Genomic DNA, 25,732 nt, shown 5'->3' on the forward strand with positions numbered 1-25,732 from the left:
ATATTTGAAAAGAACATTTCATACATTCTGGATTTTTGCAAGCTCCTCACATTTGCAAAAAACGGTTTACAAAACAGCCCCCCGAAAGCCTTCTGTCAATGCATCTGCAAAATCCGAGCTCACCGCACAGTCTTCTTTGGTCGCCACAATGCTAATCTGCATGGACACCCCGGCTACCTCTGGTACATGAATGCGGAACAGTTTTTTATCCTTCACCTCACGGTTCACACAAACGTCCGGCAAAAAGGCAATCCCCGCTTCTTCCAGCACCAGCTTCTTGGCTGTAACCACATTATCTACCTGAAAGGCAATATCCGGCGGTTGCTCCAGTGATTCAAAAGACCGATGAATCCTCATCCAGTCCAATGATCCGCATTCAAAAAACACCAGCGTTTCATGCTGAATATCCTGTATGCTGGCCTTTCCAGTCTTCATAAACGGATGACCGTCGTATACATACAGGGAAATGGGATCTTCATAAAAAGCAAGCGTACGAATGGCCGGATGCATCACTTTACGGACAAAACTAATGTCTACCTCACGGTTCAACAGCTTATGTACCAGTTGATCCGTCGTAGCCGTCACAATTTTGTAGTTAATCTCCGGATAACGAGCGCGGAGCTGCTTTAATATCTCAGGAATGATATAGTTCGACACCGATATCGTGCAGCCGATTCGAATTTGCTGAGGAGTTTTTTTGCGCTGTTGAAGCTTTTGCTTCCCTTTTTGCAGCACTTGAAGCATTTGCTCCGCATAAGGAAGAAACTTTCGTCCATCCTCCGTCAAAATGGTTTGCTTGCTTTGGCGGTCGAACAGCTTGCATTCCAGCTCGCGCTCCAGCGTCTGGATCCGGGCTGTGACAGAGGGCTGTGATAAGAACAACGCATCTGCCGCCTTGTTAAAACTGCCATAATGATTCACGTATACAAAGGCTTCCATATTCTCGATATTCATACACAAGTCCCCCAGTGAGTTTCAAATACATTTTATCCAATGCGCTAACTTGGTTTTTTTGTATCATAAAACTCACTGAACGCCCTGTCAATGTAAAAATTGAAAATATTTATTACTTTAATAGCTCCGTCAGCTCTTTTACAGAGCGATCCAGCCGTGAAACCAGTTCCTCCGACAGCCCGTATGCTCCATCTGGCAAGCGTTCAACCCACTGATCTACCGCATACACACCGCCGAGAATATGTCTTCCTCCCAACGCGTTAAGCACTGGCTTCAAAGCGTAATCAATGACCAGCAGGTGAGCCAGCGTGCCTCCGATAAATAAAGGAAGTACGGGCTTACCTCGCAGCCCCTCCTGCGGCACCAAATCCAAAAATATCTTCAACAAGCCGGAATAGGCGGCTTTGTACACGGGAGAAGCCACGATAATGGCGTCTGCTGCTGCAATCAACGCAAGAGCTGCTGTAATATCGGGACTGTTAAAGTTAGCCCTCACCAGATCCTCGGCTGGCAAGTCGACCACATTCAGCAATATGACCTCCGCTCCAGCCTGCTGCAATTGCTCGGTCGTATAGTTAATCAAGCCGTATAGACGGGATTGTGTAGACGGACTGCCTGACAGGATGACAACCTTAGACATGCTTTTCCCTCCTTCTGTTATGCGTCTATCTTCACTTTAGATTTAGCTGCTGTGTAGCGGTTCTCAGGAATCGGCACACCCAGGTTTTCACGCAATGTGCTAAATTCATAATCCTGACGGTAAATGCCGCGCTCCTGCAAGATAGGCACCACCAGATTTACGAAATCATGCAGACCCGACGGTACATCAGAACCGATAATGAATCCATCTGCTCCTTTTCTTTCAAACCACTCCTGCACCCGATCTGCCACCTGTTCAGCTGTACCGATAAACGCAGTTCTAGGTGTTGCCGAACGCAATGCCACCTCGCGCAGCGTCAGATTTTGCTCTTTGGCCGTCCGTTTGATTTTATCCGTGCCGCTGCGGAAGGAATTGCTGCCGATACCGTCAAGCTCTGGGAATGGCTCATCCAGCGGATATTGTGAGAAATCATGATGATCGAAGAAACGGCCCAAATATTTTAAAGCAGCCTCAATCGTCACCAAATTGGTAATCTCCTCATACTTACGCTCTGCTTCTTCCGTCGTGCTACCGATAATCGGTGAAATGCCCGGTAAGATGACAATATCCTCTTCGGATCTGCCATAGCGTACCGCCCGTTCCTTCACATCACGGTAAAACTGCTGCGCTTCCTCCAGCGAGTCATGTCCCGTAAATACAGCATCCGCTTCCTTGGCGGCCAGATTTTTGCCATCCTCCGAGGAACCTGCCTGGAAAATAACCGGCTGCCCCTGCTTGGATCGTCCAATGTTCAACGGACCCTGCACAGAGAAAAACTCGCCTTTATGGTTCAAGGTATGCAGCTTTTCAGGGTCAAAGAACACGCCGGATTCCTTATCACGAACGAACGCATCTTCTTCCCACGAATCCCACAGTCCTTTGGTTACCTGCAAATATTCCTCCGCAATTTTGTAGCGCTCTGGATGTGACGGATGTTCGCCTTTGTTAAAGTTAAGAGCGGAGCCTTCCAGCGGGGAAGTCACCACATTCCAGCCTGCACGCCCTCCACTGATATGGTCAATGGAAGAAAACTGACGTGCTACTGTAAACGGTTCGCTGTAGGAAGTCGATAGCGTGCCAACCAGCCCGATATGCTTCGTCACCCCGGCCAAAGCGGACAAAATCGTAATCGGCTCAAAACGGTTCAGAAAGTGAGGAATGGATTTCTCGTTAATGAACAAACCGTCTGCGATAAAAACAAGGTCAAACTTGCCTTCCTCTGCCTTTTGCGCCTGTGTTTTATAAAATTCAAAATTAACACTCGCGTCCGCAGGCACTTCAGGGTGACGCCAAGTTGTCATGCTACCTCCAACACCGTGAATAATGGCACCAAATTTGATTTGTCTGTCTTTAGCCATGAACTGTTCACACCTCTCTTGAAAATTATTGTTACCCAACGGCTAATCATTTGTTTCAAGGCAGCTATGCCTGCATTCTTTTATAAGTTATTTTTGTACAAAGCAGCGTAGCTACAGACCTTTTTTCGTTACTTATACCGCTTGACTGTAACTTTCCAGCACTTTCCCAAGCTCTTCCAGATCCGGGTTGAGCAGCGCCTCATATTTGTTATCCCCGCCTACCTCAACAACAGGGACAAAGCGAACACCATATTTAGTCTCCAGTACGTCACGCAGGGCATCATTTCCGTCCACCTGAATATTTTCATAAGGCTGATTTTGGGATTCCAGATACGATTTGATCTCTCCACAAAAATGACAGCCTGTTTTACTCCACAATACAACTTTAGGTTTGGATGACATATACATACCTCCGTGAACTTAATGTTTATAATCCCGATGAATTAAATGAGAATTATAGTTATAATGTATCCTGCCCACCCTTTTCCGTCAATCGCCTGTGTAATAGACATTGATAATGCAACGATAGAAAATTTTAATGCGGTAGTTTCTTTGTATACTGGCAAGTATTTCAGCATTTTGCATCATTCGATTCCCAACGCTCGAAAGTACAATAGATAGACGAACTAAACCGTTTCGATCTATATATTGCTGATTTGAAATCGCTCTTGGGATTGTTGCAAAATGCTTATTTAAATCGTTTAACGGCAGATGAGTTAATTAAAATAAGAGGGATTGGAGTTTAAACGGACCTTGGTGCGGACATGCTTGGAATATCAGCGCACTTGCGGCAGAATGAAATGAAATGAGGTTGAATATATGCAGGATTGGGCCGAGGTTTCTTTGCGCACATTAATGGCTATCGCTATATTATTTTTAATTACCAAAATTCTCGGAAAACGTCAGGTATCGCAGCTTTCCTTGTTTGAATATATAACGGGAATTACGATCGGTAACCTGGCTGCTTCTATTCCTTTGGAACGGGAGTCCTCCTGGTACTTGGGCACTATATCGTTAGCGGTATGGGTTCTGACGACACTGGGCATTGAATTTTTGCAAATTAAAAGCAAGAAGGCCAGAGATTTTGCCGATGGGAAAACCACAATCCTGATCAAGGACGGCAAAATTTTAGAAGACAATCTGAAAAAAGAACGGCTCACCCTGGATGAACTCATGGAGCAGCTGCGGAGCAAGAATGTATTCAAGGTATCTGACGTAGAATTTGCCCTTATGGAGACCAGCGGTGAAGTCAATGTGCTGTTAACCAAAGAAAAGCAGCCCTTAACGCCTAAGGATCTGAATATGCGGCAACTACCGGAGAAGGAACCAACAGCCATTATTATGGATGGACAACTCATGGAGCAGCAAATGGCATACATGGGAATTACTCAGCAATGGATGGATGCAAAGCTGAAAGAAAAGAGCCTGACGGTCAAAGACGTATTTTTCGCGCAGGTGGACCCGCAAGGGGAATTATACATTGACCAATACAGCGATAACGTACAGATGACCAAGGTACAGGACTCTAATCAAGCCGTGCTGACGCTGCTGGAACAATGCACGACTGAACTGCAAAAGCTGGCAACGGGCTCCAGTGAGCAGCAAAGCAAGCAGCTTTTTGAGCAATGCTCACAAAGCTTAAAGCAAGCGATTCAGGAAATGAAGCCGATAAATCCAACTGAACCCTGAGTATACAAGTCTATGACATATGCATACGAGCATGTTAACCCAAAGGGAGCGTCTTCAAGGCCATAAATGGCTGAAAAGGCGCTCCCTTTGGCTTTAATCATTTCATCTATTTTATATTGTAAAAAAATAATCTCGTTCTACCTTGCTCACTCTTAAACCAAACGTTTTATACCATTCAGCTTTCCCTTTCTCCTGTGCTACCTTGTGCAGCTCGTTCTGTTTCCAATTTTTTATAGCGTCTAAGGATTCCCAATAAGAAACCGTGATGCCTACTCCGTTTTGGTCACGAACACTTTCCATGCCCAGAAAACCAGGTTGTTCAGCAGCCAGTTCCTCCATTTTGTCTCCCATCTTTCCATATCCGCCATCTCCTTCAGTACGTTCAGAAGTAAAGATAGCAGCATAATAAGGGGGCTGTGGCGTTTTTGCAATTGAATTCATAGGTACCTCCCAGAAATGAAATGGTTATCAGCTTTTTTCTTAAGTCTGGATTTTGCAAAATCCTCAAGTTCGATTATAACCACAAAACTAAGATAAAAAAAATGAATATATATGATACTATGTATGAATATATTTCATTTAATGTAGGAGGACACATGAATTTGTTTAAATATAAGGTCTTTCTTAGCGTAGTAGAAACAAGAAGCTTCACCAAAGCAGGAGAACTTCTCAAGCTTACACAATCCGCCATTAGCCATGCTGTTTCCGGTTTGGAACATGAATTGGGCTTGACTCTTCTGATTAGAGGACGTTCAGGCATCAAATTGACCAGCAATGGAGAACGTCTGATGAAGCATTTCAGAGAGATCGTACAAATGAACGAAAGGCTTTATCAAGAGGTCGATCTAATCAAAGGACTGGAGACCGGAACCGTCAAAATAGGTACGTTCTCAAGTGTATCCATCCAGTGGTTGCCCGGTATTATCCAAAAGTTTAATGAGCATTTTCCACTTATTGAACTGAAACTGCTCGACGGTAACTACCATAACATTGAGAATTGGATAGCCAGCGGAGAAGCTGATTTTGGCTTCGTTAATCTGCCTGCTTTAGACGTACTGGAAGTACTGCCGCTAAAAAAAGAAAGAATGCTGTGCGTACTGCCATCTAATCACATGCTTCGGGAGCAAACAACCATACGTGTGGATCAACTCCTCGATGAGTCCTTCATTATGCCTGCTTCTGGCTGCGACACCGATGTACGGAGAATTTTTTCACAGCACAAGCTTGCTCCGAAAATCAAATATGAATTAGAAGATGATCATGCCATTATGGCTATGGTGCAAAACGGACTGGGCGTAAGTATTCTTCCGGAAATGATTTTAGTTCAAAATCCTTATGAACTTTGTATTCGACCTTTGGATGGGCCATATTCACGTTCCATTGGTATTGCTGCTGCTTCTTTGAAGAACATGGCTCCAGCCGCCAAAAAGTGTATGAACTTCATTGCTGAATGGATTCGCTAGTAATCAATACATTAATAGCTATACATCCTGTTTAATTCAAAGACAAATAATTATTGCCCGTCTGACCACGGCAAGGGATTTTCAAAGTCAGACCAATCCATGTTCATCTCCGTATCGTTCAGTAGACATTGATCCAGTTCTATTTCCAGGTCCGATTGCTTCATTCCGATACCAATCATGACAATTTCGTTCATGCGGTCACCCCATTGCTCGTCCCAATTGTCCAGAGCTTCAGGGTTGGCTGCGACGATCTCCTGCCGTTCTTCCTCGGACAACGCCGCAAGCCAGCTTCCTGCCGGTCCGAACTGAATAGAGGGCCCTGCCTGGCTGATACTGGCTGCCCAATCCTGTGGGGTCGCAATCCAGGCCAAACCTTTGGCGCGAACGACCTCCTCCGGCCAGTAGCTCATAAATTCAGCCAATCTGGCAGGATGGAACGGTCTTCTGCGTCGATATACAAAGGAATTGATTCCATATTCGTCCGTTTCCGGTGTATGGCTCTCTAGCTCCAGCTCACGAATCCATCCGGCGGATTGGCTGGCCTTGTCAAAGTTAAACAATCCCGTGTTCAAAATGTCCGAAGGAGCGACCTGTCCCTTGGAAGTACGAATGATTCTGGCTTCAGGCTGCAATCTGCGCAGCACGCCCTCAAGTTTGTCCAGCTCCGCGGGCTGAACCAAATCGCATTTATTCAGAATCAGTACATCACAGGTTTCAATCTGGTCAATCAGTAAGTCCGAAATATCACGCGTGTCGTCTTCTCCCGTAGCCTGCCTGCGATCCAGCAGCGTTTCTCCTGATTCAAAATCATGCCAGAAACGGTTCGCATCGACCACAGTCACCATACAATCGAGCTTTGCCAGGGAAGCCAAATCAATGCCTGTCCTTTCATCGGCGTACGTAAAGGTTTGAGCGATAGGCACAGGTTCGCTGATCCCTGTAGATTCGATTAAAATATAATCAAACTCGCCTTGTTCCGCCAGCTTCTTGACTTCCAGCAGCAGGTCTTCACGCAATGTGCAGCAAATACAGCCGTTGGACAGTTCAACCAGTTTCTCTTCTGTTCTGGACAAGCCACCTTCTTTTTTTACCAGTTCGGCGTCAATGTTTACTTCGCTCATGTCATTGACGATCACGGCCACTTTCATTCCATCCCGATTGTTTAACACATGATTCAAAATCGTTGTTTTCCCTGCCCCCAAATATCCACTCAGCACCGTTACCGGTATTACTTTCTTATTCATTGGTGGTACGCTCCCTTTAATATATGCTCATCTTCATCATACTTTTTTTAAATCGTAATAATTACTATTAATATAGGCATTCAGTAATATACATGATCTCTTTCGCCTTGTCAACTGCGAAGAAGCCCTTGAAATGAATCATAAAAAGTTATTAATATATGATAATAACGATACTTAAAGAATAAGGTGAATGTTTTGCGATCAATCTGGCTAGGTGTATTGGCTGCTTTCTTTTTTGCTTTTACTTTTGTTCTCAATCGGTCAATGGAGCTATCAGGGGGGAGCTGGATATGGAGTGCTTCTTTGCGATATCTGTTTATGCTCCCCATTTTATTCGTCATCGTTTTGACCCAACACAAGCTTAAACCTCTTTGGAACGTCATGAGAGAACAAGCGTGGACCTGGGTTCTATGGAGCTTCGTCGGGTTTGGATTGTTTTATGCTCCATTGTGCTTCGCATCAGCTTATTCACCAGGCTGGCTGATCGCTGGAACGTGGCAAATTACCATTATTTCCGGTTCTTTGCTTGTCCCGTTATTTTCTGAAATTGTGCAAACGGAGAACGGTCCTTTAAAAGTACGAGGGAAAATCCCCATTCAGGGACTTATGATGTCTTTGGTTATTTTACTCGGCATTATTCTCATGCAAATCGAACAATCGCAATCCATTTCTGCTCAAGATTTTTTATTCGGTATCATGCTCGACATGATTCTGCATAGTTATAGTACACATGATATAAAAATCCTCCCTCGGATGATGCCTAAAAAGACAGATCACGTTTAGCGCAGGGCTATTCTGATCATGATCGCTTATCGTTCAGGTTTTGACAGGGCATTTAGTAAAAAAAGCAGCAGATCCAGGATATATTCCTGATCTGCTGCTTCTTTGCGATTCACTTCTTGTCTTTGATAGGAAGGATGCTAAATTACCATGCGTAGGCTTCCGGCGCAGGTTTGCCGGGGCCAGGGAAAATCTCATTCAGCTTGCTAAGCACATCCTCGCTCAATTTGACCTCAGGCACACGCAGAGCATCCTCCAGCTGATCCAATGTCCGTGGGCCGATAATCGGAGCCGTTACGGCCGGATGAGACAATACCCAAGCCAGCGCAATCACGTCTTCCTTTTCGCCCAGCTCGCGGGACAACGCTGCAAATTGCTCCAGCTTCCCACGATTTTGTTCAATCTTTTCCTTGGAACGTGCGCTACGCGAGCCTGTACCTGCCAATGCATTACGTCCCAGCAATCCGCCAGCCAGCGGGCTCCATGGAATAACGCCGAGTCCCAGCTCCTGGGCCGCAGGTAATACCTCTAGCTCGGCGGAACGCTCATTCAGGTTATACAAATGCTGCTCGGATACAAGCCCCAAAAAACGGCGTGCCTTCGCTTCGGCCTGCGCCACAGCAATATGCCAGCCCGCAAAGTTACTGGAACCGATATAACCAACTTGTCCCCGATCCACAACCGACTCGAATACACCCCACAGCTCATCCCATGACACGTTTCGGTCAATATGATGCATCTGATACAGCTCGATATGATCGGTCTGCAAACGTTTCAGAGAAGCATCCAAATGACGGCGAATTTTGTAAGCTGACAAGCCTGATCCTGCGTTCGGCCCGTCGTTCTCATTTTTCATATCCCCGTATACCTTCGTCGCAAGCACGACCTTCTCGCGTCTTCCGCCACCCTGCTGAAACCAGCGTCCGATAATTTCCTCCGTCCACCCTTTGCGGTCATGACCATATACATTGGCTGTATCAAAGAAATTAATGCCCGCATCCAGCGCAGCATCCATAATTTTAAACGCTTCCTTTTCTTCGGTTTCCGGCCCAAAATTCATCGTGCCCAGACACAACCGACTAACCTTTAAGCCTGACTTTCCCAAGTATGAATACTCCATATTGCCTCCCGCCTTTGCCTAAGAATTTTAAATACCGTAAAAATCCCATGCCAAAAAAAACCATACTCATTTCATTAACCAGAAAACACCACTTTGAAACACCCCGAAATGGTAATATATTTTTTAGCGCATACAAAAAACCCCCACGCACTACCGAAGCAGCAAGCGCGAGGCCATCCCCCCTCATACTACCACCCACCGTTAAAGGGAAAGTGACTTTACAGTGGTAGCCCCAGCGAAGCGGAGGATTTGAATCTGTAGAAGCGCCAGCGATCGTAAGATCAAATCCTTCGCGGAGCCGCCCACACACCGTAACTCTCTCTCTTTTTAACAATCAAGGAATCAATTTAGTCTCTTTCGCTCGCTCAGCCATCTTTTTCGTATACTTGCTGAGCGGCTTCTTAAATACCAATCCAAACAGGAAGCAAACCCCGATAAATACAAACAGCATCACCACATCACGTGTCACCGTCGAAGGCAGCATCCCCCCTACCGTTTCTCGTAACAGACTAACCGCATAGGTGAAAGGAACGAACGGATTCAATGCTTGAAAAAACGGCGTGCTCGTCGCAATCGGGAATGTGCCCCCTGAGCTGGAGAACTGAAGCACCAGCAAGATAACCGCCAGCCCCTTACCGATATTGCCAAACACCGAAACCAGTGTATAGGTCATAGCTGTGAATACGAGACTGATCAGTATGGAGGAAAGTACAAATGAAACTTTGGCATCCACATATGCCCCGAGCAGGAACAAGTCACCGACCGACACGCTAAGCGCCTGAAATATACCGATAGTGGAGAACGTCATAAGCCGTCCGAAGTACACTTGGTAGCTTTTGTATTTACCTTCCGGGTCTTCCACATCTACCCTGAACATCGACACCAGCAGCATTGCACCTACCCAAATCGACAATGTGGTATAAAAAGGCGACATCGCAGAACCATAGTTCGGAATCGGATAAATACGCTCCTGTTTCAATGAAACCGGACTGCCGAGAAAATCGCTCTCCTTTTTCACATCCCCCTTGAGCAATGCAATGGCCCGTCCAAGGGCATTTTCGCCTTTGAGCTTGCGAATCGTGTCTGCGGCCTGACGTATGGAATCCTCAGCAGCAGGAAGATCCGTTCTCACAAAATTGGCGACCTGGTGCACCGCATGTTCTGCCTCAGGAAACTTGTTCTCAATCAGGTCAGCCATTTTGATAAACTGCTGCTCCGCCTTCGGCAAATCGTTGCGCACAAAATCCGCCGCCTGATGAATCTTACTTTTAACTGCTGGCAAATCGTTATTCACGAAGTCCGCTGCTTTGTTTACAGCATTCGTAAATTCGCCCATGCGTCCCTGAATCGTCGTAGCCGCTTCATGCAGCTTTTGCCGGTATTGCGGCAGATCCTGTTGGAGACGGGTCAGTTCTTCCTGACCGAATTGTGCGGCAGCCTGAGCGTCGTTTAATATTTTTTCAATATTCGGCAGCTGCTCTTGGGCCGTATTCAGCACATTCGCAGAATTACGGGCAACGGTCTTTATTTGATCCAACGCTTTTTGAATGGCTGGTGCGTATTCCGTATCATAGTTGCCCAAAATGCTGTCAATCCCCTTGCTGATTTCTCCAGCAAGGCGGTCAGCGTTATCCAGCAGATTTTGTGCAGGCTTCTCGCCGCGCTGAATGGCATCCCCGATGCTTGTAACCGTGCTATTCAAGCGACGGAAACGGTCTTCTACACCGCTCACACGGGAAATGAGCGAATCCAGCGGCTGACTCGGCAAATACCCGTTAACACGGGACAGCAACTGAGAAATACGATCCAGCACTCCCACGGCAGTGGTCAGTCTTCCGCTAACCCGATTCACTGCAGCCTGTGCTGCTTTAGGATCAAAATCAACACCGCGGATGATCCCTGTGATCTCCGAAACTTCATTTTCCATTTGCTGTACCAACTGTAAATCCTCTTTGACCACCGTTCCGATTGAATCAAGCGCACCATCATTTTTATCCAGAAAGTCAAGCAATCCGTTTGTAAAATCCTTGCCCGTATCCGCAATTTTTTGTACTTCCGGCAACGCTTTTTGTGCGGCATTAATGACCATGAGCGCTGTTTGCGTGTCCTCTAGGGCCGTAGCCAATGCGCTTTCTACCTTACCGAAATTTTGATCCAGCTCCACGATCCGATCTCCGGCCTTTTGAATATCCGGCAGCCTTTTTTGTATATCTAAAATAACTGCCGCCACCTTGTCCAGCTCGGGCAAGTTTTTTTCAATTTTCAGCACCAGATCGCCAGCGCGGTTAATTTCAGGAATTTTCTCCTTTAATGCAATGATCTTTTGTCCCTGTGCCTTAATTTTCGGCAAATTCTGTTCCAGTTCGATAGCCTGCTTTCCTAATCTGTCGATATCCGGCAATCGGTTGTTCAGCTCCAGCACCCGGTTCTCAATATTGCGTATGGTCGGCAATTCCTCCTCCAGCTTCACTCCGGCTTCCTTCAATTTGGTCAGCACAGCCTGACTGGCGGTTTCAATAAAGTTTTGACTAATCTGATTCGTCAGAGCGGTTGCTCCAGAAGAAGTAATTTTGGGAGCAACTGCATTGATTTTTTCATTGACGGCGTAATCAATCTCCGGCTTTTGCGGATTTTCCGTGAGCACGCTCGTAATTTTTTCGGAGAAATCCTTTGGGATGAGCAGGCTTGCATAATAATCTCCGTTCAGCACACCTTTTCGCGCTTCCGCTTCATTGACAAAGGTCCAGCCCAGTTTCTTGTTATTTTGAAGGTTATGCAAAACCTCGTCACCGATATTAATCTTCTTCCCGTTCACCTCAGCACCCTGATCCTGACTCGTTACTGCAATTTTAATACCAGATGTATTCGCATAAGGATCCCACATTGCTTTCAAATTTACCCATGCATAGACGGAAGGCAAAAGAATAATACCAATGACTAATAAAGTCCCGGTTGATACTTTAAATACATTTTTCCAGTCTGTTAAGTAGATTTGCCATATCTTCTGCAACTTCACCACTCCTTGTATGTACATTAACCTGTCGTCCAGTGTTGTATGCACACGTATTGTAAACGATTCGAGCGAATGAAGCCAATTATTGTATACAAACTCAACCGATCCAATAATTTTCAACAAAATAAGCCGATAACTTCAAAAAGCGCCTTGTTCTCCCTAAAGAGCAAGGCGCTTTTTGAGTTCCCCTCCCACGAAGAAACAACAAGAAGCCCCTCAGGCCTAGTTCATAGGCTTAAGGAGCTTCTTCCTCGCTACATTATCCGTTTTTCAACAGTCTGGCCGCTGAAAAGGCTGCGCCATGACGCAATTTCCGCTTTTCCAGCCGTTTGTGCAGCGAACGGTTATACAGAACTTGAATGACAAAATACGAGATAACCCCTAGCACCACACCGAAAATCGACATGCCAATCAGAATGTGCAGTCCTCCATGCAGCAAGTCTCTAAATACAGACCAATTGCCATGAAACAGCTCCATAAAGGAATGTTCATGGAGCCTGCCTCCCCGTACATGTACCGGGTAATGGGACGGATAAATCCAAGCTCCCAATTGCTTGGCGAACGGCATCAGCACAATCGGCAAAAAGGTCAGCTTACCTACAACGTTGCCTACAATTGCCGCAGGCAACGAGCCGCCAGACAGCCGGACAATCGGGTAAAACACGAGATATACCAGCGAAGCCGTGGAGATAACAATCATCTCCAAAGCGAAGCCAATGGCAAAGCCCAAAGAGATTTTCTTCACTCCACCCGGCGCACGCAGCAGCTTGATGAAATTCAGGCGAATCGCCCGCCATATATTTTGAAACACATTATATTTCTTCTTCGATTGTTTAGATTTGAGCCTGTTCGGATTGAGCTTTATCAATAGGAGGACTCCTTCAACAGTACAATTCAAGTTCAGGAATGAGGTTATACAGCTACCCATCCTTACTTATGTCTATACTGTCATTATAACCCTCAGCGTTCGAAAAGCAATGCCATTCCGCCTGTTTCGCCGTATTAGGACAAGATTCGCTTGTTGACATCGTTTTGGAGAGGTACAATGTTCCAAATATCGGCCGCGTACTGCTGAATTGTGCAATCACTGGAAAACTTGCCGGCATGTGCCATGTTTACAATAGCACGCCGCGTCCACTCAGACGGATTCCGGTACACCTGCTCGATATGCACCTGAGTATCTACATACGCCGCAAAATCCTTGAGCACAAAGTATTCGTCATTGTGATCAATCAAGGATTGATAAATAGCCTCAAATTCCCGTTCATGCCGCGTAAAAGGAGCATCATTCACCAGTTGATCCAGCACTTCACGCAGCCGTTCGTCGCTGTTGGCTGTTTTGCGCGCTGAATACTGCCCGTCCCGGTAATACGCCTCGATCTGATCCACCTTCATTCCGAAAATGAACATATTGGCATCGCCTACCATTTCATGCATTTCTACATTGGCTCCGTCCAGCGTACCCAGGGTGAGTGCACCATTCATCATAAATTTCATGTTTCCAGTGCCTGAAGCTTCCTTGCCTGCCGTGGAAATTTGCTCGCTGACATCAGCCGCAGGAATAATCAGCTCGGCCAGTGAAACCGAGTAATTTTCCAGAAAAACGACTTTCAGCTTGTCCCTGACATCCACATCCCGATTGATCGTGTCCGCTACGTTGTTAATGAGCTTAATCGTCTGCTTGGCAAGATAATAGCCGGGAGCAGCTTTAGCTCCAAAAATAAACGTACGCGGCACCACATCCAGGGAAGGATTATGTTTGAGCTGATTGTATACGTGCATCACATGCAAAATATTAAGCAGTTGCCGCTTATATCCATGCAGCCGTTTAACCTGTACATCAAAAATCGAGGACGTATCCAGTCGCACGCTCTGTTTAGCAAAAACCTGCTCGGCGAGCCTGACTTTATTATTTCGCTTAATCGCCTGTATCCGTTCCTTGAACGACTCGTCCCCGCTGTAACGAAGCAGGTCGATCAACTCGCGTGGACGAGTTCTCCAGCGTGTACCTATCGTTTCATCATACAAGCTTGCCAGCTCGGGATTCGCGTGCATGAGCCAGCGGCGATGGGCAATCCCATTCGTTTTATTGTTAAAACGGCCGGGGTACAGCTCGTGGAACGGCTTCATTTCCCGCTGCTTCAAAATTTGCGTGTGCAGCGCAGCCACCCCGTTGACGCTGTAGCTGCCGACAATCGCCAGATGGGCCATGCGAATTTGTTCACCATGAATAATTGCCATTTCGCCAATTTTAATGTCCTGACCCGGATAACGCTCCAGCAGCATGGCACAATAGCGCTTGTTAATTTCTTCAATGATCAAGGAAACACGTGGAAGCAGCTCCCGCACCATATTGACAGGCCATTGCTCCAGCGCCTCGCTCAATATCGTGTGATTCGTATATGAAACCGTCCGCGTTGTAATATCCCACGCTTCGTCCCAGCCCAAGCCCTTGACGTCCATCAAAATACGCATAAGCTCCGGTATTACGAGCGTCGGATGTGTATCATTAATATGCAGCGCTATTTTGTCAGGCAACTGGCTGTAGGGCAACCGAAGCTTCTCAAACGTCCGCAAAATACTTTGCAAGCCGGCCGAGCAGAGGAAATACTGCTGCTTCAAGCGAAGCAGCTTGCCCTCATAATTCGAATCGTCCGGGTACAGAAACGCCGAAATGGATTCTACCGAACGATTGTAGTCAAGAAAGCGGTAGTAACCGCCTTCGCCTCGAATCGGCCCTCGGACAGGATCAAGTGCCGATTCCGCACTCCAGATCCGCAGCGTATTCACCTGCGCATGTCCGTAGCCCACAAGCGGAATATCGTACGGAACTGCCCAGACCGTTTCGGCATCCTGCGTCTCGAATACAAGACGACCGTTCTCCTCCCGAGTTTCCACACGTCCCCAGAACTGAACCTCGACCTTCTTGTCGGGGCGGCGCTCCTCCCAGACGTTCCCTTTTTGCAGCCAGTAATCAGGCAGCTCCACCTGGTTTCCATCCACAATACGCTGCTCGAACAGGCCATACTTGTAACGGATGCCGCAGCCATGTCCTGCATAGCCAAGGGATGCCAGCGAATCCATGAAGCAAGCCGCCAGACGGCCGAGACCGCCATTGCCCAGCCCCGCGTCTGCCTCCTGTTCTTCAATCTTTTCCAGATCCCAGCCCAGCTCTCCCAGTGCCTGCCGGACCATATCCAGCACGCCCAAATTCAGCAAATTGCTGCCCAGCAGACGGCCTATCAAAAATTCCAGTGAAAAGTAATAGACCTGCTTCTCTTGTCCTTCTTTATAGGCTTGGTTCGTTTCCGCCCAATTTCTGCCGACTTGTTCGCGGATCATACCGCCCAAAACCTTGTATACGTCTTCTGCCTGAGCTTCCTGCATCGGCTTGCCCAGCCTTCCGACCAGTTGCTCTTGAAAAGCCTGCTTAAATGCTTCCTTATTGCTGAACAAAGGTGTGCCCTCCTGTTATTTCCGTTTTGAATGCTCAATTATATTTTTAAATCACGCTATTTTTGGCAATGACATAGGGTACTCTGGCGTTTCCAATCAGGGTACGATCCGGTGAAAGCTGCACATCCTTATCCAAAATCACATTCTCCACCACTGCGCCTTTACGGATCACACATTTCTGCATAATGATCGAGTTGCTTACCCGTGCGCCCTCCTCCACCCGTACCCCGCGAAAAAGGATGCTGTTCTCCACCTTGCCCCCAATCGTGCAGCCGTTGGCGATAAGCGAATGATCCACCTCGGCAGTGTCCGTATAACGTGTTGGAGCTTCATATTTGATTTTCGTATGCACCGGCTGATTCTGGAACAGCGCTTGATATTGCTGCTGATCCAGCAGCTTCATGCTGTTTTTATAGTAACTCTCAATGGAATTAATCACGGCATGATAGCCTTCATAGGGATATGCATAAATGCGCAGGCCACTAGGGTTTTTCTGAATGGCATCCCGGAAAAAATGGTTATCCTGATGAGCAATGCAATGCTTCACCTGATCAAGATACAGGCTTTTGTCCATGACAAAAATTTCCAAATAAATATTATGATGATCCTGCTCCTGATGAATGCCCGTCACCCGTCCGTCCTCATCAATCTCCAGTCGAACACAGGGAGCGTGCTCAGATTCGAGCTGATGTATTGCTTTGTACACAAGGGTGACGTCCGCGTTCTTCTCCCGATGGTAACGGTATACATCCTCAATATCAACCTTGTTGACATGCTGGGTTCCGGCGTGAACAATCGTCTGACCTGATGAGCGATGAAAAAAGTCCAGATTGTTGTGTACATGCTGCAAATCTCCAAGGGATGCATCCGTCGGATCATTCCAGTCTGGTGGCAAAATAAACAGTCCGCCCCGCCTGCGGTCCAAATCCCAAGGCCGACCTTCACCCAAATGATCCAGCAGCGATCGGTATTTGCGGCGGATGAACAGTGCAATATCATGCACCCCTGCATGCATCATATTAGATAAGGTAAAATCAATGAGCCGATATCGACTGGCAAAGGGTACTGCGGCCCCGCACCGGAAATAGGTCAATTCCTTCAACTGATCCAGTTCGTGATCCAGGTTGATGACTCCAATGAGTCGGCTCATAGCGGACACCGTCCTTATCCGGGTTATATTCGTGCATGAAGCTGGCTTTCCTGATCGAACAAAACAATTTCATTCGAGCTGCCCTCAGATCCGATGACCGCGTTGTCTTCAATAATGATGTTTTCGCTCACGATGGCCCGGTGAATGCGAACATTGCGACCAATTTTGACGTTTGGCATAATGACAGAATCGGTAATAACACTCCCTTCTCCTACCTCAACTCCGTAAAAAAGCACAGAATGCCTGACCTCTCCGTCCACCACGCAGCCTTCATTCACAATGCTGTTTTTCAGAATAGCCCGTTGGGTTATATACTGGGCCGGTTGATTAGGACTACGGGTATAGATGCGCCAGAAAGAGTCATTCAGATCCAGCGGCGGGTCCTGAGCCAACAGATCCATGTTGGACTCCCACAAGCTCTGAATGGTGCCTACATCCTTCCAGTACCCGGCAAACGGGTACGCATACAGCGACCGTCCATGCTGGAGCAGCAATGGAATGATATCCTTGCCAAAATCATGCGAGGATTCAGCATCGCTCGCGCTCTCCAGCAGATATCGGCGCAACACCTCCCATTTGAACAAATAAATGCCCATGGAGGCCAGCGTGCTTTTCGGCTGCTCCGGCTTCTCCTCAAAGTCGTATATTTTCAAATCATCATCGGCGTTCAGAATCCCGAATCTTTTGGCTTCCTGAATCGTGACGTCGATGACGGAAATAGTGCAGTCTGCTCCCTTTTCCTTGTGATAGTCGAGCATGCGACTGTAATCCATTTTATAAATGTGATCTCCTGACAGAATGAGTACATGCTCCGGGTCGTACTGATCCAAAAAATGCAAATTCCGATAAATGGCATCCGCCGTACCTCGATACCAATTGTTCCCATTCTCCTTTTCGTGGGGAGGTAACACGAAAACTCCTCCATCCAGGCGATCCAAATCCCAGTCACTGCCTACACCGATATAGGAATGAAGCACCAGCGGTTCATATTGGGTCAGCACGCCTACAGTATCAATACCGGAATGAGTGCAATTGCTGAGGGGAAAATCAATGATGCGGTAGGTTCCTCCAAAAAATACAGCCGGTTTGGCAAGTGTACGGGTCAGTCCTTTGAGTCTTTTGCCTTGTCCGCCAGCGAGCAGCATGGCAACTACTTCCTTCTTTCTCATAACAAAGACCTCCCTGTCATGTGCATCTGAAGCCATTGCGGCAGGATACTTGATAATATCCATTAAACGTGAATAGGCAGTCGTAATCGTTTCATGGACGAAGGACGGGTAAGATTTGATGGAAAGGGTAAAATCATAGTTATGCGGAACGGGCGCAATGAAGCACTAAATCGTGAAATCCCGTTCATCATTTCACATTTTGGATGATTTTAAATCGTTAGCGTATGACAACATGAGCATAAGGAGGCATGAATCATGAAGAATAAAAAATGGGTCATAGCGGCATTGGGAATGGGTGTTGCGTATCTGATGAAAAATAAAGGGGCGCGCAATAAGGTATTGAACAAGGCACAGACCTTGATCAACCGCGTGAGAACATCTACAAAATCGTAAAGCTTTAATCCAAGAAAAAAGAGAGCCTCTCTGAATAGTCATTCAGGGAGGCTCTGCTCTGACTTCCTCTGCATCCACGAACAAAATGCCCGCTCGAAGCAGTATTTGAAGAGGTCAGGCATTCTCCTGATGTTCTTCTACTTCCATTATATGTTCGACGGTAAAGGTTCGATGCGTCCATTCGGAGGATCGGTAGGCCTGTAAAAGTCCTGTTGTACGAATTTGCTCTTTATCTACCTTTTTGGAGGTATGGGTTATTCTCACCTTGCCAGTAAAAGGGAAATAGGAAAGGCCCACAGCCTGATCCGACAGCCACTCAGCCCGGACCCTCCCGCATTTATGGCAAACCGCCGGAAAGGTTAAGCCGTTAGCGAACCATTCATAATCTGCGGTAGGCGTACCCGGTTCCCTGCTGCACAGAAACAGACTCAATTCGTCGCAGAACAACATTCTGCGTACATCCGTCCGCACCTGATGGTCAAAGGTTACACCAAATGACATCTCCTGTTTGAGCCTGTGCCGACGCTGTTCCTCTGCCTCCAGATAGGCACGCGCCACTTGCTTGTCCTGAGCATCCTTATGCTCGGTCCGTCCGACGAGCTCCTTGTACATCAGGCTGCATAGCAGCGCGGCATAGGAATTCACTTGCTCGACTTCATCAATCCCCAGACGATAGAACACAAAGCGTGGAGTGAGTGGAAAATCAATAAATGTATAGGGTGCAGATACCTGATCATTCCAAAAAGGAGCGGCGTCCAACTCAATCCACCCCCGGTCATGCTCCCGAGCTGCATATACAAAATCCTGCTTGTGCCGTCGATTCTTAAAGGCACTTTCTTCCCACTGTGAAGCCAACTCACCCGAAATATGGGCATGGTCATGCTGCGTCGTCATCATATAAGCTTGGTCCGTTTCATAAATAACCACATGCTCTCCCCTTCCGTCCGGCGATTCATCTGATTCGTGTAAAAACCTCTGTTTGAAGGCCATGGTTATACTTATTTTCATTATATCAGGATAAGGGTAAAAAGGCAGTGAAGTTTTCCGCCTCCTTACTTCTAATTACCCATGTGCTTCCTCACTCGAAACTGCTGAGGCGTCATCCCTTCCAGCTCACGAAACACCTTGTTAAAATGCCTTGCATTATCAAAGCCAACAGTAGCCGCAATTTCATATATTTTACCACCTTGACGCTCCAACAGCTTTTTGGCTTCTCCAGCTTGAGCAGACTGATGCCCAGCGTATTTTTGATAACATACCAAAAGTTATACCGATTTTTTTGATTTTGGTGTCTAAAGTACAGGTGCAGCATTTTTTTACAATCTATTGATTTACGAAAAAGACTATCCAATGGTACGATAAGACCACATGTTATTCCAATCATTACCTATACATCTAGATCAGGAGGATTAAGAAAAATGGATGAATTAGTTCGTTCGATTCAAAAACAGACTCGCATTAAAAGAGTTGCCTGCTGGGCGGGGATCATCCTGTGCGGGCTGTGCGCCTTAATTGGCATAGCTGCTCAAGAGTGGCTCATGGCCCTCATTACAGTTGGAGCTACTATTTTATGTATCTATAGCTTAATGCTTATGCGCGGGATGACGAAATTTTCTGTGGAATATCAACCGGGAAAACGCTTCCGCTACTATCGTCGTACCGTTCAGCAAAAGTTGGGTTATATCACCTGGGTGCAATGCTTGCTAGGAGCTTTTATTGCCCTGAATTTCACCGTGCTTAGCGGCGGGATGGTTCTTTTTGTCGTAGCCATCTTTGGTATTCTGACCCTTCAGTTCAGTATCAAGAAACGGATTAAAAATCATCAGGAGCCTGATGCCGCCGACTTGGCTGAGTTTGTACGTTTGGGGATCATCTCTCCCCATGAGCAGACGATTGGCGTGTATAAAGATTTTGTGCATCTTACCCATACGTTTCGGGGGAACCAAATTATGATCGTGACGGATAAACGCCTGATTTCCGTGTTTATAGAGGAACAGGGTCGTGCGTTGAAAACAGAAATGCTGCTCTCAAGCATAAATAAAGTACGTGCAATCGAAACGGGTTTTCAGGGTAAGGGATTATTGCTCTCGGTGAGCAACCGCGATCATAATGAGCTTCACATTCATATGATCGGGCAAAGCATTTACTTTTCTCCAGAGCAGTTCGTCGGTTCTTTTCTACGGGCATTGGATGCGGCATTCAAAAGTGCTCCGTACCATTTGGAAGAAACATTCCCAGCCTACCAGCAGTTGAAAATTTCATTGCATCCATCAGAGCAGGGTGTTCTGCATAAGCCTACAACTGCTTAGTCTTCATATAACGACGCCAAATAGCAAGCAAGCCCGATTCCTAATGAGCTTACTTGCTATCTGGTATACTTTTACATCAAATATCTACTTGCTGGAGAACTTCTTTTCTGCTTACTTCTGTCCAATTAATGATTTGCTCCATGATAGAACACTGAAATGAGGTCATGACTTGTAACAAACACCAGCAAGCTAAACAGACTGAGCGACAGAGGCTGTGAAATCAATTTTTTCATCCTTTAACACTCCTTTTAAAATAGTTATATATTGGTCTTGCTGTGTTGCCGTAGCTTGGGATCTGAAAATCTCAAAAATGGCGGTACACTTCCTAAACTCATGCTCATGTTCCATACCCAGGGTATCTGACAGCATGAGGGATTGCAGAATATAGTCCAGCGCAACCGTGAACTGCTGCTGCTTGATGTAATAGAGAGACAGTTGATAGCAAAAGCGAAAATAATAAGACACATTCACAGGCTCTTCGAGATATTTGAAATCGTCAATTTGTTCAGCAAAGGGCTCAAGCACAACCTCTAAAGAATAGTCGTGCCTGGATGCCCCCTCCACGATGGAAAGAAGCCCCGGTAACAGTTCTTCCGGATTGTCCCGAAGGAATTGAACGTATTCTTGCAACACTTCGGAACAGCCTGACAAAATATCAAGGGCATACAGATTGGCTTTGGCAGCATGGCGATAATATTCGATTTCCGCTTCCCCTTGAGGATCAAGACCATTAAACCAGCCCAATTCCGCATACTTTTCGATGCAATCTCGGGCTTCATCATATTTGCCCTGTTTCTGGAAGGCCATTCCTTTCATCAGATGACTGTATCCATAGTAATATACTAGTGGACGTTTGGTATGTATGGGTTGTACGGGTTTCTTGTGCGCTTTGTAGAACTGTAACTCCTGATACTTCTGGCTGGCACGCTCGTACAGATGATCACATAATGCAATCATATTGGCTCCGTCGTTAAACGAAAATGACAGCTTAATCATATTAACAAGTACATCTAAATCTGTTATGTCGGAGTGAACAAGATCATCCACCCTCCCCACCTCCTTGTCCGACTTTTCATATTCACGAAATAGAAAGTTCGCCAAACCAAAGAATTTCTGAATAACGATTATTAAATAACTTAATTACGTAATTATAACTTAATTAAGTTATATCATAAAACCAACGATGCCGCAAGCTTTTTATGAGAAAAAATCCCATTTAAGCAGAGGTAAACGGGATTTACGGATTTGGTGAACTTCAATCGTTCAGTTGTTTTTCTCCAAATGAAGTAAAGGGAGTGCTCGCCCTGATCCGTCCAGTGCGGATCGACCTGTTTGTACAAAGCCATAATGTTTGTAAAAAGCGTGTGCATATTCGTTTTGCTCATTAACGTCCACTTTGAGGCATTTGCCTTTTATTTTTTCAGCGTGCTGGATTAAACGGCTGCCTGTGCCCTGTCCGTGCCGCTTAGGGTCAACGAATAACATCTCTATTTTAATCCCGTCCAGTCCGATAAATCCTATTGGATCTTGGGTTTCGTTCCATTCCATCCAAATCTCAACTTCTCTTAGTGCACCATTTCGCACGATATGATGGTAAAATTGAATGTCTTCTTCCGTCAAAAATGTGTGAGTCTGACGTACAGCCCGATGCCAAATATCTACGAGCTGATCATGATTTTCTTCCCGATAAGCAACAATTTCATTCTGCACTGCATATCCCCCCGTACTCGTAAAATTTCATTAAGTTAACTTTTCCAGTAAGTCTAGCATACTTATTAAGAGGCAAACAAACACCAAAAGGGAGACGGAATTCTTCCGCCTCCCCATTCGTTGTAATCCTTTTACAACGTAACACCGTTTTTAAAAATAGCCAGCTCTCTAAAATTGTTCTTCTCGTTGTTCACCCAGGTTCCGCTGGCTACATCGACAATGTAATCCACAAAGCTGCGAAGCGCATCCTCCATACTAACATCCTCCACCAGTGAACCGGCGTTATAGTCGATCCAATGGGGCTTGGCCTTATACAGCGGCGAGTTGGTCGAAACCTTCATCGTCGGAACGAAGGAACCGAAAGGCGTACCACGTCCAGTTGTGAAAATAACGAGCTGGCAGCCCGCTGCTGCAAGCGCCGAAGAAGCAACCAGATCGTTCCCCGGTGCGCTGAGCAGGTTGAGTCCCTTGGTTTTGAGACGCTCCCCGTACTGAATGACATCGGTGACCGTGGAAGAGCCGGACTTTTGCGTACAGCCCAACGATTTATCCTCCAGTGTCGTGATGCCCCCTGCTTTGTTACCCGGTGATGGATTTTCGTATACCGGCTGCTTGTAATCCAGAAAATATTGCTTGAAATCGTTAATCAGATGCACGATTTTGTCGAATACTTCCTCGTCTGCCGCACGTTCCATGAGAATCGTCTCCGCACCGAACATTTCCGGCACCTCAGTGAGTACCGTCGTACCACCCTGCGCAGCCATATAATCCGACAGCCGACCGAGCAGCGGATTGGCGGTAATACCGGACAGGCCGTCAGAGCCGCCGCATTTTAGCCCGATATTCAGCTCAGCTAAAGGTACAGGCTCTCGCCGATCTTCCTGCACAGCCGCATAAATTTCATGAAGCAGCCGTACCCCTTCCTCCACTTCATCCGATACTTCCTGGGAAAGCAAAAACTTTACCCGTTCCGGGTCATATTCCCCGATGGCATCCTTAAACTCCTTCATTTCATTGTTCTCGCAGCCTAAGCCAAGAACCAGCACGCCACCTGCATTGGAATGCTTAACCGCATCAATCAAAATCGTGCGCGTATATGCATGGTCGTCTCCCAACTGGGAACAACCATAGTTATGCTTGAGCACAAGTGCATTTTCAAAAGGCGAAATATCGCCCGCTTCCTGCTTGAAACGATTTAAAATAAGCTCGGCAATCCCGTTCACACAACCGACCGTTGGCACAATCCACAACTCATTGCGAATCCCCACGCGACCGTCCTTTCTTCGATAACCCTGAAATGTACGACTCTCCTGTTCATATAAATGAGGCGCTGGCTTAGGCTTGTAAGTGTACTCCTCCACGCCCGTCAGATTCGTCTTTGTATTATGCGTATGCACATGCTGCCCTGCCTGAATGGACTGAATGGCATGGCCGATCGGATATCCGTATTTCAGCACATTTCCACCTTCTGGAATGTCCTGCAATGCAATTTTATGCCCACGCGCCACATTCTCAGCCAGCACCACGCGCTGTTCTCCATGTGCTCCCCACGCCAACGTCTCACCCTGCTTGTAATCACGCAAAGCGACAGCCACGTTATCTTGATCATGAATTTGAATGAATTCCAGCATTCCAGTCTCCTCCTTGCTTATGCTCTGGGCACGCTGTTCCCCGTTAGAGAATCCAGCGTCTCCTTCATTCCCCTGCTTGTAATCTCATAGACATGCTGTGCCGTCTGTTCAGCCAATCCTGCAATCTGGTTCAGGTCTTGCCCCCACCAGGTCTGCTTGCCCAGTATCTGTGCCGTTAATTGCTTCGCTCCGGCAAGTGTTCCGTCATACCCGCTCCACAGCTCGCCAAACGCGGTCAACACTTCCGCTTCGTCTGCCAAAGCAATCGGTTCGCCGTCTCTCTTTCCCCGGTAAAATACGAATAAAGACGCCAGCGAAAATACCGTTTTGACAGGTAATGCCTTATGTTGCTCCACATATTGAAGCAGGGAAGGCAAATTACGTGTCTTGAACTTGGATATCGAATTCAGTGCAATGCTCATGACATAATGACTCACATACGGATTATGAAACCGTTCAATGACATCATCGGCGTATACATTCAATTCCACTGCTGGCGAATCCAGCGTTGGAATCACTTCTTCTCGAATGAGTGACTGGATAAAAGCACCCACGACATCATGCTCGACCGCCTGCCCTACCGTATCCAAGCCATATAAATAAGCGACAGGCGTAAGCGCCGTATGTGCCCCGTTCAAAATACGCACCTTGCGTGTACGGTATGGCGCCATATCGTCGACGATCAGTACGTTCAGCCCAGCCAGATGAGCAGGTAATTCTTCCTTGAGCCATTGTGGTCCTTCGATGACCCACAGGTGATACTGTTCACCGACAACGACCAGGCTGTCCCTATAACCCAACTCTGCTTGAATCTCTGTGATCCGGTCCTTGGGATAACCCGGCACAATCCGATCCACGAGGCTGTTGCAGAACGTATTCGCTTCCTCCAGCCAGGATGTAAACTCAGCCCCAAGCTTCCACTGATCTGCATATTTCAATACAATTTCCTTGAGCGCATCTCCATTGCGGTCGATCAGCTCGCATGGGATGATTACCAGGCCCTTGCCTGGATCTCCATTGAAAAATTGAAAGCGCTTATACAGCAAAGCAGCCAGCTTACCTGGAAAGCTCTTTTGCGGGCGATCTTCCAGCCGATCCTCCGGTCCGTAAGCAATTCCTGCCTCCGTCGTGTTCGATACGACAAAGCGCAGCTCCGGTTTTTGGGACAACGCCTCATATGCTGACCAGTCTGAGCTATACGGGTTAAGCCCGCGGGTGACGCACTCCACCAAGGTATGCTCCTTCACGGCCTGCCCGTCTTTCATCCCTTCGAGAATAACCGTATACAGGCCATCCTGCTCATTAAGCTTCTCTACGAGACCTCCTGCCTGCGGCTGTACAATGACAACACCCGTATTCCAATCGGCCAGCTTATTCATTTTGTCAAATTGCCAATCTACAAAAGCACGCAGGAAATTCCCTTCTCCAAATTGCAGCACCCTCTCAGGATGCGGCTCTGTCACGATAAAGTTTTTTCTGTTTAGTTGGTCTAGTTCATCTACTTGTTTCATCCGGAGTAACCTCCCATTATTACCTTAATGATTTCAACAACATTTTATCACAATGCACACGTTAACAAAATAGTTTTCTCAACATTTTTGGTTTTTTAAAATATTAATGACAATAATATGAACACGTTAACATATAAACTTA

22 protein-coding genes and 1 pseudogene are annotated in these 25,732 nt (G+C 46.7%); 5 read left to right on the forward strand and 18 right to left on the reverse strand.

What is annotated here, in order from left to right:
• Positions 1-66: 66 nt before the first annotated feature.
• The 4 genes from ABH897_RS00470 to ABH897_RS00485 form a co-directional block, all read right to left on the reverse strand.
• Positions 67-954, reverse strand: a complete 888-nt coding sequence (locus tag ABH897_RS00470; RefSeq protein ID WP_283655763.1) for a LysR family transcriptional regulator — start codon at positions 952-954, stop codon at positions 67-69.
• 112 nt (positions 955-1,066) lie between these two features.
• Positions 1,067-1,594 (reverse strand): NADPH-dependent FMN reductase, encoded by a 528-nt coding sequence (gene ssuE / locus ABH897_RS00475; protein WP_283655762.1) that lies wholly within the window; start codon positions 1,592-1,594, stop codon positions 1,067-1,069.
• A gap of 17 nt (positions 1,595-1,611) precedes the next feature.
• Entirely contained in the window at positions 1,612-2,952 is a 1,341-nt protein-coding gene (locus ABH897_RS00480) for an LLM class flavin-dependent oxidoreductase (RefSeq protein WP_404519150.1), read from the reverse strand.
• A gap of 132 nt (positions 2,953-3,084) precedes the next feature.
• On the reverse strand, positions 3,085-3,354 hold the full coding sequence (locus ABH897_RS00485; protein WP_044645553.1) for a glutaredoxin family protein: 270 nt from the start codon (positions 3,352-3,354) through the stop codon (positions 3,085-3,087).
• Positions 3,355-3,771: 417 nt separating this feature from the next.
• On the opposite strand from ABH897_RS00485, the gene ABH897_RS00490 reads away from it, so the two are divergent.
• Positions 3,772-4,641 (forward strand): DUF421 domain-containing protein, encoded by an 870-nt coding sequence (locus tag ABH897_RS00490; RefSeq protein WP_283655760.1) that lies wholly within the window; start codon positions 3,772-3,774, stop codon positions 4,639-4,641.
• Positions 4,642-4,752: 111 nt separating this feature from the next.
• Here the strand turns inward: ABH897_RS00490 and ABH897_RS00495 are convergent, their stop codons facing one another.
• Positions 4,753-5,082, reverse strand: coding sequence for an antibiotic biosynthesis monooxygenase family protein (locus ABH897_RS00495; protein WP_283655759.1), 330 nt, complete (start codon positions 5,080-5,082; stop codon positions 4,753-4,755).
• A 155-nt stretch (positions 5,083-5,237) separates the two neighbouring features.
• Here ABH897_RS00495 and ABH897_RS00500 point away from each other — a divergent pair, with 155 nt between their 5' ends.
• A complete protein-coding gene (locus ABH897_RS00500; RefSeq protein WP_283655758.1) occupies positions 5,238-6,104 on the forward strand; it encodes a LysR family transcriptional regulator in 867 nt (288 codons plus the stop codon).
• Positions 6,105-6,154: 50 nt separating this feature from the next.
• Here ABH897_RS00500 and ABH897_RS00505 read toward each other — a convergent pair whose 3' ends face one another.
• Positions 6,155-7,348 (reverse strand): GTP-binding protein, encoded by a 1,194-nt coding sequence (locus ABH897_RS00505; RefSeq protein WP_404580263.1) that lies wholly within the window; start codon positions 7,346-7,348, stop codon positions 6,155-6,157.
• A 195-nt stretch (positions 7,349-7,543) separates the two neighbouring features.
• On the opposite strand from ABH897_RS00505, the pseudogene ABH897_RS00510 reads away from it, so the two are divergent.
• A pseudogene (locus tag ABH897_RS00510) lies at positions 7,544-8,047 on the forward strand (multidrug resistance efflux transporter family protein); the annotation flags it as partial.
• Positions 8,048-8,273: 226 nt separating this feature from the next.
• Here the strand turns inward: ABH897_RS00510 and ABH897_RS00515 are convergent.
• The 6 genes from ABH897_RS00515 to ABH897_RS00540 form a co-directional block, all read right to left on the reverse strand.
• Positions 8,274-9,248 (reverse strand): aldo/keto reductase, encoded by a 975-nt coding sequence (locus ABH897_RS00515; RefSeq protein WP_404590920.1) that lies wholly within the window; start codon positions 9,246-9,248, stop codon positions 8,274-8,276.
• A 334-nt stretch (positions 9,249-9,582) separates the two neighbouring features.
• Entirely contained in the window at positions 9,583-12,258 is a 2,676-nt protein-coding gene (locus ABH897_RS00520; RefSeq protein ID WP_404590923.1) for a YhgE/Pip family protein, read from the reverse strand.
• Positions 12,259-12,520: 262 nt separating this feature from the next.
• Positions 12,521-13,129, reverse strand: a complete 609-nt coding sequence (locus ABH897_RS00525; RefSeq protein WP_404519156.1) for a DUF2062 domain-containing protein — start codon at positions 13,127-13,129, stop codon at positions 12,521-12,523.
• A gap of 134 nt (positions 13,130-13,263) precedes the next feature.
• Positions 13,264-15,717: a glycogen/starch/alpha-glucan phosphorylase gene (locus ABH897_RS00530; RefSeq protein ID WP_404590925.1), complete on the reverse strand. Its 2,454-nt coding sequence runs from the start codon at positions 15,715-15,717 to the stop codon at positions 13,264-13,266.
• 46 nt (positions 15,718-15,763) lie between these two features.
• Positions 15,764-16,867, reverse strand: a complete 1,104-nt coding sequence (gene glgD / locus ABH897_RS00535; protein ID WP_404590927.1) for a glucose-1-phosphate adenylyltransferase subunit GlgD — start codon at positions 16,865-16,867, stop codon at positions 15,764-15,766.
• Positions 16,868-16,890: 23 nt separating this feature from the next.
• The gene (locus ABH897_RS00540; RefSeq protein ID WP_283655752.1) at positions 16,891-18,036 is read right to left on the reverse strand and encodes a glucose-1-phosphate adenylyltransferase; all 1,146 of its coding nucleotides are present in this window, start codon (positions 18,034-18,036) and stop codon (positions 16,891-16,893) included.
• A 255-nt stretch (positions 18,037-18,291) separates the two neighbouring features.
• Here ABH897_RS00540 and ABH897_RS00545 point away from each other — a divergent pair, with 255 nt between their 5' ends.
• A complete protein-coding gene (locus ABH897_RS00545; protein WP_404590929.1) occupies positions 18,292-18,429 on the forward strand; it encodes a hypothetical protein in 138 nt (45 codons plus the stop codon).
• Positions 18,430-18,543: 114 nt separating this feature from the next.
• Here the strand turns inward: ABH897_RS00545 and ABH897_RS00550 are convergent, their stop codons facing one another.
• Both ABH897_RS00550 and ABH897_RS00555 read right to left on the reverse strand, forming a co-directional pair.
• The gene (locus ABH897_RS00550) at positions 18,544-19,356 is read right to left on the reverse strand and encodes a DUF3891 family protein (protein ID WP_404590931.1); all 813 of its coding nucleotides are present in this window, start codon (positions 19,354-19,356) and stop codon (positions 18,544-18,546) included.
• A 131-nt stretch (positions 19,357-19,487) separates the two neighbouring features.
• Positions 19,488-19,691 carry a helix-turn-helix domain-containing protein gene (locus ABH897_RS00555; protein WP_404590933.1) on the reverse strand — a complete coding sequence of 68 codons (204 nt, stop codon included), beginning with the start codon at positions 19,689-19,691 and terminating at the stop codon, positions 19,488-19,490.
• Between the two features lie 156 nt (positions 19,692-19,847).
• Between ABH897_RS00555 and ABH897_RS00560 the strand changes: the two genes are divergently transcribed.
• On the forward strand, positions 19,848-20,738 hold the full coding sequence (locus ABH897_RS00560) for a hypothetical protein (protein ID WP_404590936.1): 891 nt from the start codon (positions 19,848-19,850) through the stop codon (positions 20,736-20,738).
• A 189-nt stretch (positions 20,739-20,927) separates the two neighbouring features.
• On the opposite strand, the gene ABH897_RS00565 is transcribed toward ABH897_RS00560, so the two are convergent.
• From ABH897_RS00565 to ABH897_RS00580, 4 genes are all read right to left on the reverse strand, one after another.
• Complete coding sequence (locus ABH897_RS00565) at positions 20,928-21,785, reverse strand: DNA-binding protein (RefSeq protein WP_283657840.1); 858 nt, start codon at positions 21,783-21,785, stop codon at positions 20,928-20,930.
• 216 nt (positions 21,786-22,001) lie between these two features.
• Complete coding sequence (locus ABH897_RS00570) at positions 22,002-22,448, reverse strand: GNAT family N-acetyltransferase (protein ID WP_404519164.1); 447 nt, start codon at positions 22,446-22,448, stop codon at positions 22,002-22,004.
• 131 nt (positions 22,449-22,579) lie between these two features.
• Entirely contained in the window at positions 22,580-24,079 is a 1,500-nt protein-coding gene (locus ABH897_RS00575) for a UxaA family hydrolase (protein ID WP_404590938.1), read from the reverse strand.
• A 17-nt stretch (positions 24,080-24,096) separates the two neighbouring features.
• A complete protein-coding gene (locus ABH897_RS00580) occupies positions 24,097-25,590 on the reverse strand; it encodes a tagaturonate reductase (RefSeq protein ID WP_404590940.1) in 1,494 nt (497 codons plus the stop codon).
• Between the last annotated feature and the right edge of the window lie 142 nt (positions 25,591-25,732).

It is taken from the genome of Paenibacillus sp. RC73 (genome assembly GCF_044908085.1).
GTDB classification, from domain to species: domain Bacteria; phylum Bacillota; class Bacilli; order Paenibacillales; family Paenibacillaceae; genus Paenibacillus; species Paenibacillus terrae_A.